Source organism: Pontibacter sp. YIM B11418 (assembly GCF_059278805.1).
Window position 1 is genome coordinate 317,847 of the sequence record NZ_JCAEMH010000002.1, and the last position, 12,918, is coordinate 330,764.

The following is a 12,918-nucleotide window of genomic DNA, read 5'->3' on the forward strand; positions in this document are numbered from 1 at the left end:
ATCACTTTCTGGACGGCAGCGTGAAGTTGAGTTCCGTGCTGATGATGAAAGCCTTGATACCGTCGCTGCGCCAGTAGTTGGCACACCGCAGTTCTATCCCTTTCAGCGAGGTTTTGTTCTTCGAGAAAGGCAGTCCGAATTTGGCTATACCAGACAGAGGTGAATAGCGCAACCCTAAACCTGCTTTGTGGCTGGTAAAGCCCGACAGATCATAATCGGAGGTATAGAACTTCTGGCTCAGGCTGTGCTCTTTGTAGGGTGCAAAGTAGTCGGCTACCGTTTGGGTATGGAAGCGGTAAAAAGGGTAGAACGAGAAGAATGGCCCGAATTTGATGGGTGTCTCCAGCTCGATGGTGTTGGCCGTCACGCCCCAGTTGTCGCTGTAGAAGCGATAGAAGAAGCGCGAAGTCACATAATCATTCACGTAGTAGTTCACCCGCAACCCCAGTGGGTATTTCAGGCGCTGGTCCGGCAGTTGCTCTACCTGCGCCGCCTCCTGCTCCCGGAAATACACCCTGTGAAAGGGCGTAGAGAGCAAACCGGACTGATAGACGATGTCGGCGCTTAAAGAAGCTTGCATTTTTTGGTTGATCACCTGCGACAAGGTAGCCGAAAGGTTATAGGATTGCCGCTTGTTGGTGCTCACCAAGCTTTTGCCATTGCGCAGTTCCTCCGGGTATATCAGCGTCCAGGTGTCGTAGTAGATCATGCCCATCAGGCTGAGTTCCCGGTTGCCGTCGCGCGACTCCTGCGCCCAGCCAGCCCCCACTGACAACGACTGGTAATCGTACTCGGTAGAACCTCCGATTATCAGACTTTTCGTGATCCTTGTCAGACTGTTGCGGCGGCTTATACCCAGGTTGAGGTGTGTGCGCAAATCGGATTTGGAGGCGGATGAAACGTTAAAATCTATGTTGTCGGTGGAAGCCGAGGAGTAGAAGTCCATCCCGAAGTTCACATTCAGGTTGGTGACCGTGTCGAGCGGCACGTTCACGATAATGTTCGGCGTGACATCCGTCAACTGCTCGGTGCCAATGCCCCCGGTCACCGGCGAGTGGTTGCCGTCCTGGCTATAGTAGCTGCCGAGGATGTTCACCTCGGCCGGTTCCAGTTTACGCACCCGCCGCACAGGGGCAGTTGTGCTTATGTTTTGCGCGAAGGCTGTGGTGGCCATGGTGCAGACCATCATCAGGCCGATGTACCTTAGTTGCATCCGCACCCCCCTCCTACTTTACCACCGTTTGCACCCGAGGCACCTTCGCGGTACGATTGGAAATTCGTCTCGAAGGCCTCCAGTTTACGTGCGCTCAGCTTCATCTCCTCCTCGTTCAGCAGGGTTTTCTGATAAGGTTTAACGACTTCGCAGCCGCCCAGCGAGCCGAGCAAAACAGCACCTAGGGCATACAATGCGACACATCTAATCAACTTCATTGGGCTTAGATTTTAGAGGTTTTGGCAGGTATAGCCGCTTTGGCAGAAGCCGGCTTGTTTTTGTAGTAATGCAGGTGCAACTGGTCAGAAGTAACCATTTCGTTTTCATCTGTCACCAGCAGGCACTCCACGCCTTTTAGCTGATTGACCAGGTATAGTCCCTCTTCCTTCCCCAGTACAAATACGGCTGTGGCCAGCGCATCAGCCAGCTCGGCATCAGGGCATATGATGGTGACGCTTTTCAGGCCGCTTACCGGATAACCGGTGCGTGGGTCTATGATGTGACCGTAGCGTTTGCCATTGATCTGGGCGTACTTTTCATAGCTTCCGGAAGTCACGACGGCAGTGTGGTCGGCAGTGAGCCAGGAGAAAACCTTTTCCTTGGCTGCAGGGTCGGCTATACCGATGTACCAAGGCTGGCCATCGGCCTGTTTGCCCCAGGTGATCAGGTCGCCGGCAGCATTCACCACGCCGCTTTGTATACCCATCCTGCGCATCAGGTCGCGTACCCGGTTGGCGGCATAGCCTTTGCCGATGGCACCAAATCCGATCTTCATCCCTTCTTCCTTCAGAAATACACTGTGCGTCTCCGGAATCAGCTGGATCTTTTGGTAACCGATGTGACGGATGGAATTCTCCACAGCTTCCGGTGACGGCATCTCCTTCATAGACCCATCAAACTTCCATACCTTGTCGGCGGCCGCCCAGCTAATGTCAAAGGCCCCGCCCGTTAGCTCGGAAATGCGAAGGCTGCGCCGGATGAGCTCGTAGAGTTCCTCATCCACTGGCACGGGCATACCGCCGGCACTCCGGTTAATGGCGCTGGTCTGGGAGGTCGGTTGCCACTCTGAAATGAGCGCCTCGATCCGCTGAATTTCCTGTATACCTGCTTCAATGGCCTTATAGGCCAGTTCTTCATCCTCCGACACAGCTACCAGTTCAAACCGGGTGCCCATCAGCAACAGTACTTTTTTCTGCGTCTTCAGCTCCCCGGCAGGAGCCTGCGCCTGTGCGGCGTTGCATACTAGCAACAACGCTACCAGCCAGAATTGCATGATTCTATCCATAAAAATACAGCGGTTAAGGTTAAGCAGGCGATCTACTTCTGGTGCAAGAGTTGCTCCAGGTGCGGAATATACTTGTCGGGTCCGCCAGGATGGTAGCCCGTTTTGCCCAACACATTTCCTTTTTCATCTGTCAGGACAACGAGTGGGAACAGGCCCTCCTGGTTATATTTGTCTGCCAGTTGCTCATTGTATTTTTTCTGTTCTTCCGGCAGCTGGTTTTTCTTGAAACGGGGGAAGTCGAGCTCGAGCAGCACGAAGTGCTCTTTGGCATAATCCCGGAAGGCAGGCGTATCCCATACCTCCCTGCGCAGCAGGATGCAGGGCTTACACCAGTCGGAGCCGGCGAACACCATCAGAATGGGTTTGTGATCGGCTGCGGCCTGCCTGGCGGCTTCCTCGTAGCGGTGTTCCCATTTCAAATTGTCGGTAGTGGCCTGTGCATTGGCAGTGTAGCCAAGCGAGAGCAGCGCCCAGAGAAGGGCAAAAGAAAAAGCACGTTGCATATTCACCTTTTTAGTAGTTTGACATAATGAGCCATGCCTGCGGACAGGTATTGGCCAATCTCAAAAAATTAAGGTGTAAAACTTAGTGCTTCATGATGAGGCTGTTCGTTGTCATTTAAACGCCGGGCACCCGCCGCACGTTGTACTGTTGCCAATTTATTTTTTCCCCAATTTATACCTGCGTCTCTCTCCTGCCCTTCTGCACGAGCATCCACCCGACAACCAGCATCACCAGCGATACTCCCAGAAAGCCGAAGTTCCAGGCTGTGGGGCTTTGACTGATTTCGCGCACATTGTGCAGTACCAGGATGTGGTGATCGATGATACCCTCCACGACATTGAACAAGCCGAAACCAAACAGCAGACTGCCGCCGAAAATGCGGTTCGACAGCACGACTTTGCGCTCTTTAGCCACCCGCCAGAGCAGGTAGATACCCAGTGCTGTAGTGAGCCAGGTGAAAGCGTGGAAGATACCGTCCCAGAACATGTTGGTCTCTTTGTTGAGCAGCGTGTCCGGCGGTAGTTTGGCGGAGATCATCTGGTGCCACTGCAGGATCTGGTGCAACACAATGCCGTCCACAAACCCGCCCATTCCTATACCTATGAGTGTGGCCGCCGCAATCAGCGGACCGGTTCGGGCGGGCTTAACTTCTTCAATGGGTATTTGTCTTTTCATAGCATCTTATTTGAGTTTATGGAGTCGGTATACCACCAGCCCGATGAATAAGAAAGGCAGCAGCATATAGAGGAATAGCTGCAGAAAGTTATCGTCGAAGATGGCCGCCTTTAGGGGGCGGTTGCAGGTGGTGCAGGCCAAAGCAGGCAAATGGGTAAGCAGGACAAACAACATAAGCAACGTCATTCGAGGGAGTACACGAGCGGTTTTCATCATGGCTATACCTGTAAAATCCTTTGGATCAGACTGACCCATATACCTGTTACAAAAGGGTTTAGTTGCTTTACACGTCACCCCACTTTCATTCGGGTAATCATCCGGCATCCTGTTTCCAAAATTGCCTGCTTATGTAACCAAAGTCACCGAACGTTACCGATAAAGCAATGACCTTTGTATAGTTAGTATACATAAACCATAAAACAGCTAACAAAGAGACAGACAATGGAAAAGAAACTCAATATCATGGTGCCGATGGATTTCACACCGGTATCATTCAAAGCGCTACAATTTCTGAACTTACTGCTGGAGAAAACCCCGGTCGATCTCCACCTGGTACATGTCATTCAAGTGAACGCCGCCGAATGGGCTGGCTCGATGGAATCTTCTGAAAGTATTGACAGGTCGGAGATGAAAGCCCGGGAAGAACAGGCCAACCGCCAATTCGACGAACTCAGGAAGCAGACCAGTATCGGTTTCACCAGCGCCGTGGTTTACGGCGGCCTGACGACCAGCCTGACCAGGTATGCCGAGCAGCAGCGCATTAACCTGATCATCATGGGCACAGAGGGAGCAGACGGCTGGTTCGAGCGCCTTTCCGGTTCGGAGGCACAGCACGTGGTGCGCTATACGCATATACCTGTCATCACCATTCAGCAAGACGCCTCCATTACCCCTATCAAGAACATCCTGTGGGTGGCCGACTTCGCTGCCGAAAAACAACCTGAACAGTCCGTTAACACCATCAAGACTTTGCAGCAACTGTTTAACGCGCAACTGCACCTGCTCCAGATCATCGATAAAGAAGATGACCTTAAACTCGACACAACGATACAGAATATGCAGCGCTTTGCCACAAAGCTTAACCTGCAAAACTATGAGATTCACTTCAAGAGTGATGATAAGGTTCCGGCCGGCGTACGCAACTTTAACCGCGAAACAGACATGGACCTGGTACTGATCGGCACACACGGCCGCAAAGGTTTTAGCAACGTCTTCTACGGCAGTATCGCCGAGACGCTGGTCAACCACTGCATCCGCCCGCTCCTCACCTATCACTTAAAATAGCAACATTTTACTCGTGATAAACGCTATGTAACTTATGTCACTGTGTGCGGCTCGTGTATACCCTAATTTTGCAACAGACTAAGAACGTTTCGTTCATTTTTGCTAAAACGTAAAACCAAAACTCATGAAAATAGAGCAGTTCGAAGACAAAGGCCTGGCACATTACGCTTATGCCATCCTAAGTGAAAAAACCGGCGAAGTCGTATTGGTAGACCCGGCCCGCAATCCACAGCCCTACTATGACTTCGCTGAAAAAAACAATGCGAAGATCGTTGGCGTGATTGAGACACACCCACATGCAGACTTTGTGAGTTCGCACCTCGAGATCCATGAAAAAACCGGGGCTACTATTTATACCCACAGCCTGGTGGGTGCCGAATATCCGCACAAAACCTTTGACGAGGGCGCTGTACTGGAGATGGGAGACATCAAACTGAAATCGCTGCACACGCCGGGTCACTCCCCGGATGGCATCAGCATTGTACTGGAGCATGAGGGCAAGGACATAGCTGTATTCACGGGTGATACCTTGTTCATCGGTGACGTAGGCCGTCCGGATTTGCGTGAGAGTGCCGGCAACGTAACGGCAAAACGCGAGGAACTGGCCCGGCAAATGTACCACAGCACACGCGAAAAACTTATGAAGCTGGCAGATGAGGTGCTGGTATACCCGGCACACGGTGCGGGCTCTCTTTGCGGCAAGGGGCTGAGCGAAGCCAATAGCAGCACGATCGGTGCTGAGAAAATAAGCAACTACGCCCTGCAGGACATGAGCCAAGAAGCTTTCGTGAAAGTGCTCACAGCAGACCAGCCATTTATACCAAAGTACTTCGGCTACGACGTGGGACTGAACAAACAAGGCGCTCCTGCCTACCAGCAAAGTCTGGACAAAGTGAAGCGGCTTGACAATAACTACAAGCCATCAGCGGGCACGGTGGTTGTGGATGCACGCAGCGAAAAGGTCTTCAAAAAAGGACACCTGAGAGGCGCGGTTAACATCCAAAACGGAGGCAAGTTCGAAACGTGGCTGGGTAGCATTGTAGGCCCTGACGAGCGCTTCTACCTGGTTGCCGAAACAGAAAATGAACTGGACGATCTGATCCGCAAGGCTTCTAAGATCGGATACGAACTGCTCATCGAGGGTGTATTTGTGCAAACCGAAGCCGCCGAAGAGAAATCTAAGTTAATGGATGTGGAAGCGTTCAAAGAGAATCAGGAGGCCTATACCATCGTGGATGTGCGCAATGCTTCTGAGGTGAGAGGCGGCAAGCTTTTTGCCAACTCCATCAACATTCCATTGCCGGAATTGCGTGAGCGGGTCAAAGAAATTCCGACCGATAAGCCCGTGGTAGTACATTGTGCAGCAGGATACCGATCAGCTGCCGGTAGCAGCATTGTGGAGGCCGATTTGCCTGACACCAAAGTGCTTGACCTGAGCGAAGCCGTCAACGACTTTAAATAGGCTTTATATGAATTGATCTTGACCAGTGTGGGGACTTTTAGTTCCTGCACTGGTTTTTTGTTTATTTGCGTATACATTCACACACCCTTGTCTCACACAAGATCCGGGTCGTTTCATGCTATTCTTTTTGTCATCCTGTTAGTATCCTGGTAAAGAGGCCCCCTACACCGCCAGTTGTTTTAGCTTAACCGCCGGGGGTAAAGGCCCTTTATCTCTGACAAATTTCTTAACATAATGAGAATAGGATTTGCGCTCGTTTTTAGGAATAAAAGGCACTGCTCTTGAAAGCAGGAATGTCTATCTTGCTTATTCTACTTCATTAAATTCATACCACATGGAAATAACGCAGAAAGAAAATATCCTGAAGAAATTCCCGCAGTTCGAACAGCCGCTCCTTGATGATATTCTGGCGCACAGCACCATCCGGCAGGTGGAAGAAGGTGAAGAGGTAATGCGCACCGGGCAGTTCATCCGTTCCACGGTGCTGCTTCTGAGCGGGCTGCTTAAGGTATACCGCGAGGACGACGAAGGCAATGAATTTCTGATGTACTACCTCGAACCGGGGGATGCCTGTGCCATGTCCATGATGTGCACCGCCCGCGACGAGCAGAGCCAGATCATGGCCAAAGCCGTGACGGAAGCGGAAGTTATCCTGATCCCTTCACACCTTTCCGAGCAGTGGCTGGCTAAGTATAAGACCTGGCACAACTTCGTGATCGCTTCCTACCGCCAGCGCTTCGAAGAGCTGCTGCAAACCCTCGATAGCATCGCTTTCAAAGGCCTCGACGAGCGCTTGTTATTCTACCTCAAGCGCCACGTAAAAGTGAGCGGAAAAGAGATTCGCCTTTCGCACCAGCAGATCGCCCTCGAGCTCAACAGCTCCCGTGAAGTCATTTCCCGCCTCCTCAAAAAACTGGAACAGACCGGTGCCATTGCACTGCACAGAAACTACATCGAAGTACATGATCTGGAGGTGGTTTAGTTCGTAGGGTCAGGTCTAGACCTATTCCTACAAATAAAACGCTTAACTCCTCCCTCTGTGATAATAGTCACTGCCAGTCCGTCCGGATCGCTATACCTTTGTAGCATGTTACAAAACAAACGACAACATCAATGGAAATTCTAGGTTATCTGGCGGCCATGCTTATCGGCCTTTCGCTTGGGCTGATTGGTGGAGGCGGCTCTATTCTGACTGTGCCGGTACTGGTATACCTGATCGGCCTAAGCCCCGTTGTCTCCACAGCCTACTCGCTCTTTATCGTGGGGCTTACCAGCCTGGTGGGTTCTTACAAATTCTACAAAAATGGTCTTGTCAGCATGAAGACAGCTATCGTGTTTGGTATACCTTCTATCATAGCAGTATACCTGACGCGCCGCTACCTGGTGCCAGCCATACCGGAAGAATTATTCTCGGTAGGCGACTTTCTGGTGACCAAAGGCATTATGCTGATGCTGCTTTTCGCCGGCCTGATGGTGTTCGCCTCGATCAGTATGATCAGGAAAAAGAAGAATCCTGCTCCAACTGAACCAGTGGACATGGTAGACGAGAACATCGATACGGAAATTGATGTGGAAGGAAACGGCACAGTGCACCCGCAACCCAAATTCAACTACGGCGGCATTCTGGCCGAAGGTCTGGTAGTTGGTACTCTGACGGGATTAGTCGGTGCGGGCGGTGGCTTTTTGATTATACCTGCGCTGGTGCTATTTAGTAAGCTCGACATGAAAATGGCGGTGGGCACTTCCCTGCTCATCATCGCAGCAAAGTCCCTTTTCGGCTTTATCGGTGACATTTTCAATTACGAGATCGACTGGATGTTCCTGGGTATTTTCTCGGCCATCTCCATTGCCGGTATCTTCATCGGTACCGCCCTTTCCACTAAAATACAAGCCGACAAACTCAAAACATTTTTCGGATGGTTCGTCCTGATGATGGGTGTTTATATCATCGGGAAAGAGCTTTTCTTCTAAAAAAAACGCTTGCGTGACCAATGTCACTGTGTCGCGCAGATTATATGCTGATATTTGTATCGTCACCAGTTAAGCAGGTGACAGCATCAATCAAAAATTAAAAGACCTAAACTCCTATACCCATGAAAGTAGAACAGATCTATACCGGTTGCCTGGCACAAGGCGCCTACTACATCGAAAGCAATGGTGAAGTGGCCATTATTGACCCGCTACGTGAGATCAGCTCATACCTTGAAAAGGCTAAAAAGGCCAACGCCAAAATTAAATATGTACTGGAAACGCACTTCCATGCCGACTTTGTTTCGGGTCACGTGGACCTGGCCAAAGCCACTGGCGCCCAGATCGTTTTCGGACCGAATGCGCAGCCTACTTTTGAGGCGCACATTGCTGCCGATGGCGAAGAGCTAAAACTTGGTAACGTGACCATCAAGGTGCTGCACACACCGGGTCATACCATGGAGTCGACCACCTACCTGCTGCTCGACGAGAACGGCAAGGAAACAGCGATCTTCTCTGGCGACACGCTGTTTATCGGCGACGTTGGCCGTCCTGACCTGGCGGTAAAATCTGACCTGACAGAAGAACAGCTGGCCGCGCACCTCTACGACTCGCTGCGCAACAAGATCATGACTTTGCCGGATGACGTGATCGTATACCCTGCGCATGGCGCCGGTTCTGCCTGTGGCAAAAACATGAGCAAGGAAACCACCGACCTGCTCGGCAATCAGAAAAAGGTGAACTACGCGCTGCGCGCCGACATGACGAAAGAAGAATTTGTAAAAGAGGTAACCGATGGTTTACTACCTCCTCCCGGCTACTTCCCGATGAACGTGAAGATGAACAGGGAAGGCTACGCCAACATCGCCGACGTGCTCTCCCAAGGCCAGCAGGCATTGTCGCCGGAGGCATTTGAAGCCGCCGTGAACGAAACAGCCGCCCTGGTGCTGGACACCCGCAAACCCGAGACTTTTGCTGCCGGATTTATCCCGAACGCCATCAACATCGGCATCGACGGCAACTTTGCTCCCTGGGTAGGCGCTCTGATTCCGGATGTACAGCAGCCGATCCTGTTCATTGCCGACGAAGGCCGTGAAGAAGAAGTGGTGACCCGACTGGCCCGTGTCGGCTACGACAATACACTTGGCTACCTGCAGGGCGGTTTTGAAGCCTGGCAGATGGCTGGCAAGGAAGTGGATACCATCAGGTCGATCTCAACAGCGACTTTTGCGGCTGATTATGCCAAAGACAACAGCATAAAAGTAGTAGATGTGCGCAAGCCCGGCGAGTACCAGGCCGAGCACGTGGAGACAGCCCAGCACGCCCCGCTCGATTACCTGAACGATCAACTGGCCGAACTGACGAAAGAGGAAGACCTGTACATCCATTGCGCCGGTGGATATCGTTCCATGATCGCGGCGTCGATCCTGAAGGCGAGAGGCTTTGACAACGTCATCAACGTGGAAGGCGGCTTTAAAGCCATAGCCGATACAGACGTACCCAGAACAGCCTACGTTTGTCCGTCCACACTGAAGTAAAATGGTTTAGTGTTTTGATAAGGAAAGCGGGGCCGGTCTGAGACTGGCCCCACTTTTTTTAAATCCAGGTTGCGTGACCAAAGTCACTGAACCCCGCTTGCTATACCTGTACCTTTGTATTGTTAATTTCAAATCACAAACAACAAGATCTAAAAAGCCATGTTCAATATCTTCAAATCCGCTCCTAAGAATTACGAAGATCTGGACGGAAAAGCATTCAAAACAAAATTCCAGAACGCGCCTAAAGCGGAGCTGCTGGATGTAAGAACAGCCGGTGAGTTTGCCTCCGGCACCATAAAGGGCGCCAGGAACCTGGACGTGACCTCAGGGCAATTTCAGAATGCGCTCAGCTCGCTCGACAAAGACAAAGAATACTTCGTGTTCTGCCGCAGTGGCAACCGCAGCGGTTCCGCCTGCGACCTGTTGAGCGCACAGGGCTTCAAGTGCTACAACCTCGCGGGAGGTATAGGCGCCTGGCCAAACAACTAACCAAAAAACGGAGCAGATACGGAAGGGGCAAGCGACCTCGCTCCTTCCCTGCTCTTCTCTCCTAAACCCTAAACAGTAATTAAATTTTTAAAAAAAAATGTTAGAGCTTTTAAGACAACCATGGCCCTGGTATACCTCCGGTATCGTCATTGCTTTTATTATGGTGCTGCTGTTGTTTTTCGGGAAGTCGTTTGGTTTCTCTTCCAACCTGCGCACTATTTGTTCGGCCTGCGGGGCCGGCAAAACGGTTAAGTTTTTTGATTTTGACTGGCGTACCCAGACCTGGAACCTGCTGTTCCTGGTAGGCGCCATCATCGGTGGTTTCATCTCGGCAGAGTTTCTCTCGAACGGGGAAGCCGTTCAGATATCACAGGCCACGATTCAGGATCTGCAGCAACTGGGTATTTCATCTCCTGACGGTATGCAGCCTGAGGAAATTTTCAGTCTGAGCGCAGCTTTCAGCCTCAAAGGATTTCTGATTCTGCTGCTGGGCGGCTTTGCCATCGGCTTTGGTGCTCGTTATGCAGGCGGCTGTACGTCAGGACACGCCATCAGTGGTATTTCCAACTTGCAGCTACCCTCCCTGATCGCCGTGATCGGCTTCTTCATCGGTGGCTTGATCACCACTTTTGTGTTGATGCCTCTAATTTTCTAAGTCCTCACTTATTTAATGTATAAATCGTGAAAGGTATAAAATTTATAATAGCCGGCATTTTGTTCGGCATCGTGATGAGTAAGTCGGAGGCTATTTCGTGGTTTCGCATTCAGGAGATGTTCCGTTTCCAGGACTTCCACATGTATGGTATCATTGGTACGGCAGTGGTGCTGGGTACGCTGGCTACTTTCCTGATCAAGAAGTTTAAACTGCGTGATTACCAGGGCAACCCCATTGTGTTCACACCGAAGGAAAAATCGATTCCGCGTTACATCGTCGGCGGTACCATTTTCGGTTTGGGTTGGGCACTTACAGGCTCCTGCCCGGGACCGATGTTCGTGAACATAGGCTACAGCTATTGGGCAATCTTCATTGCAATAGCCGGAGCGCTGTCAGGCACATACCTGTACGGAGCCCTCAAAGACAGATTACCACATTAAGTAAGAAATTGGCTAATTGTTGAGTACGTGCTGAAAGCCATCTGCCACAAGCGGTGGTTTTCAAGCATACCACAAAACTAGAGGACCATGTCGACAACTGATACAAAACTAGGCTTAAGAGAGAATGCGCAGCAGTTCTGGCTACTGGTGCTGATCAACGGCTTTGTCGGCGCCATGATTGGGCTGGAGCGCTCTGTGATTCCGGAATTTGCCGAAACAGTTTTCGGTATCAGCGGACACACGGCGCTCTTGTCATTTATCGTGGCATTTGGTTTGGCCAAATCATTTGCCAACATGATGATGGGCCGGCTCACGCTCCGCTTCACCCGCAAGCAACTGCTCTTAATTGGCTGGCTCTTCGCCTTGCCGGTACCCTGGCTCCTGCTGTATGCCACCAACTGGTGGTGGGTGATCTTTGCGAACCTGCTGCTAGGTATAAATCAGGGACTGGCCTGGTCTGCAACCGTGGTTATGAAGATAGACTTAGTAGGCGAAAAGAACCGCGGACTGGCCATGGGCATCAACGAATTTGCCGGTTACCTGGCTGTCGGTCTGGTGGCGTTCCTGGCCGGTTACATCGCTTCCACAACAGGAGAAGTGACCTACGCCTTTTTTCCAGGTATAGCTTTCTCCATCATAGGCCTACTCCAGACAAGGTTCTTCGTACGCGATACCCATGCCCACGTCAAAACGGAAACGGCACAGACAAGCATACCTCTTCTGCGTAGCGTCTGGAAAGACACGACCTGGCGGCATGCCAACCTGGGCTCTGTCACGCTGAGTGGCTTTGTGAACAACATGAATGACGGCATCCTATGGGGTTTGCTGCCCGTGTTATTGATGTCAAAAGGCTATACCTTGCAGCAGGTCGGTTTACTGGCAGGCATCTACCCGGCGGTGTGGGGCATCGGGCAGTTGGTGACAGGCAAACTCGGTGATGTACTTTGCAAAAAACAACTGCTGAGCCTGGGAATGCTACTACAAGGTATAGCCATTGGTGTGCTCTTCTTCAGTCAGGCCTATGCGGTCGTGATCGTGGCACTGGTACTTTTGGGGGCCGGCACAGCGTTGGTATATCCTAATTTTCTGTCGGTAGTAGCCGAAAACACGCACCCGGAGCAGCGGCCGCAGAGCCTGGGCACCTTCCGTTTCTGGCGCGACTTCGGCTATGTGGCAGGCGCCGTGGTGGCCGGTGTTTTCAGCGATCTTTTTGGCGTGGAATTTGTACTGTTGGGCACAGCCATCCTGACCGTAGGCGCCGGTGTACTTTCCGAAATACGCATGTGCTGCACTAAAAAGCTCTTGTGGCATAGCCCGGAATGTGCGTCGAACTTGGCAATCCGGACTTAGTATTGTAAATTTACGTGATTACCGGCTGGCTATACCTGCTGCCTCCACTAAAACC

15 protein-coding genes are annotated in these 12,918 nt (G+C 51.5%); 9 read left to right on the forward strand and 6 right to left on the reverse strand.

From position 1 onward, the window contains the following. Nucleotide 1: 1 nt before the first annotated feature. The 6 genes from AC4QZR_RS05735 to AC4QZR_RS05760 form a co-directional block, all read right to left on the reverse strand. Nucleotides 2–1,213, reverse strand: a complete 1,212-nt coding sequence (locus tag AC4QZR_RS05735) for a DUF3570 domain-containing protein (protein WP_494480039.1) — start codon at nt 1,211–1,213, stop codon at nt 2–4. After that, on the reverse strand, nt 1,204–1,431 hold the full coding sequence (locus AC4QZR_RS05740) for a DUF4266 domain-containing protein (protein ID WP_253404271.1): 228 nt from the start codon (nt 1,429–1,431) through the stop codon (nt 1,204–1,206). Before AC4QZR_RS05740 ends, AC4QZR_RS05735 begins: the two co-directional genes overlap by 10 nt. A 5-nt stretch (nt 1,432–1,436) precedes the next feature. After that, entirely contained in the window at nt 1,437–2,498 is a 1,062-nt protein-coding gene (locus AC4QZR_RS05745; protein WP_494480040.1) for an FAD:protein FMN transferase, read from the reverse strand. Between the two features lie 32 nt (nt 2,499–2,530). Further along, the gene (locus AC4QZR_RS05750; RefSeq protein ID WP_494480041.1) at nt 2,531–3,001 is read right to left on the reverse strand and encodes a thioredoxin family protein; all 471 of its coding nucleotides are present in this window, start codon (nt 2,999–3,001) and stop codon (nt 2,531–2,533) included. Nucleotides 3,002–3,173: 172 nt separating this feature from the next. Next, on the reverse strand, nt 3,174–3,677 hold the full coding sequence (locus AC4QZR_RS05755) for a DUF2243 domain-containing protein (protein ID WP_494480042.1): 504 nt from the start codon (nt 3,675–3,677) through the stop codon (nt 3,174–3,176). A gap of 6 nt (nt 3,678–3,683) precedes the next feature. Beyond that, nucleotides 3,684–3,932 carry a hypothetical protein gene (locus AC4QZR_RS05760; RefSeq protein ID WP_494480043.1) on the reverse strand — a complete coding sequence of 83 codons (249 nt, stop codon included), beginning with the start codon at nt 3,930–3,932 and terminating at the stop codon, nt 3,684–3,686. A gap of 186 nt (nt 3,933–4,118) precedes the next feature. Here AC4QZR_RS05760 and AC4QZR_RS05765 point away from each other — a divergent pair, with 186 nt between their 5' ends. From AC4QZR_RS05765 to AC4QZR_RS05805, 9 genes are all read left to right on the forward strand, one after another. Then, nucleotides 4,119–4,961 (forward strand): universal stress protein, encoded by an 843-nt coding sequence (locus AC4QZR_RS05765; protein WP_494480044.1) that lies wholly within the window; start codon nt 4,119–4,121, stop codon nt 4,959–4,961. A gap of 124 nt (nt 4,962–5,085) precedes the next feature. Then, the gene (locus AC4QZR_RS05770) at nt 5,086–6,423 is read left to right on the forward strand and encodes an MBL fold metallo-hydrolase (RefSeq protein ID WP_494480045.1); all 1,338 of its coding nucleotides are present in this window, start codon (nt 5,086–5,088) and stop codon (nt 6,421–6,423) included. 334 nt (nt 6,424–6,757) lie between these two features. Continuing rightward, nucleotides 6,758–7,405 carry a Crp/Fnr family transcriptional regulator gene (locus tag AC4QZR_RS05775; RefSeq protein ID WP_253404247.1) on the forward strand — a complete coding sequence of 216 codons (648 nt, stop codon included), beginning with the start codon at nt 6,758–6,760 and terminating at the stop codon, nt 7,403–7,405. Nucleotides 7,406–7,536: 131 nt separating this feature from the next. Beyond that, nucleotides 7,537–8,394, forward strand: a complete 858-nt coding sequence (locus AC4QZR_RS05780) for a sulfite exporter TauE/SafE family protein (protein ID WP_494480046.1) — start codon at nt 7,537–7,539, stop codon at nt 8,392–8,394. 122 nt (nt 8,395–8,516) lie between these two features. Beyond that, nucleotides 8,517–9,929: an MBL fold metallo-hydrolase gene (locus AC4QZR_RS05785; RefSeq protein WP_494480047.1), complete on the forward strand. Its 1,413-nt coding sequence runs from the start codon at nt 8,517–8,519 to the stop codon at nt 9,927–9,929. Nucleotides 9,930–10,088: 159 nt separating this feature from the next. Then, nucleotides 10,089–10,418, forward strand: a complete 330-nt coding sequence (locus AC4QZR_RS05790) for a rhodanese-like domain-containing protein (RefSeq protein WP_494480048.1) — start codon at nt 10,089–10,091, stop codon at nt 10,416–10,418. Nucleotides 10,419–10,515: 97 nt separating this feature from the next. Continuing rightward, on the forward strand, nt 10,516–11,073 hold the full coding sequence (locus AC4QZR_RS05795) for a YeeE/YedE family protein (RefSeq protein WP_494480049.1): 558 nt from the start codon (nt 10,516–10,518) through the stop codon (nt 11,071–11,073). A 26-nt stretch (nt 11,074–11,099) separates the two neighbouring features. Continuing rightward, complete coding sequence (locus tag AC4QZR_RS05800; RefSeq protein WP_494480050.1) at nt 11,100–11,513, forward strand: DUF6691 family protein; 414 nt, start codon at nt 11,100–11,102, stop codon at nt 11,511–11,513. A gap of 87 nt (nt 11,514–11,600) precedes the next feature. Further along, nucleotides 11,601–12,863, forward strand: a complete 1,263-nt coding sequence (locus tag AC4QZR_RS05805) for an MFS transporter (protein ID WP_494480051.1) — start codon at nt 11,601–11,603, stop codon at nt 12,861–12,863. Nucleotides 12,864–12,918 lie beyond the last annotated feature (55 nt).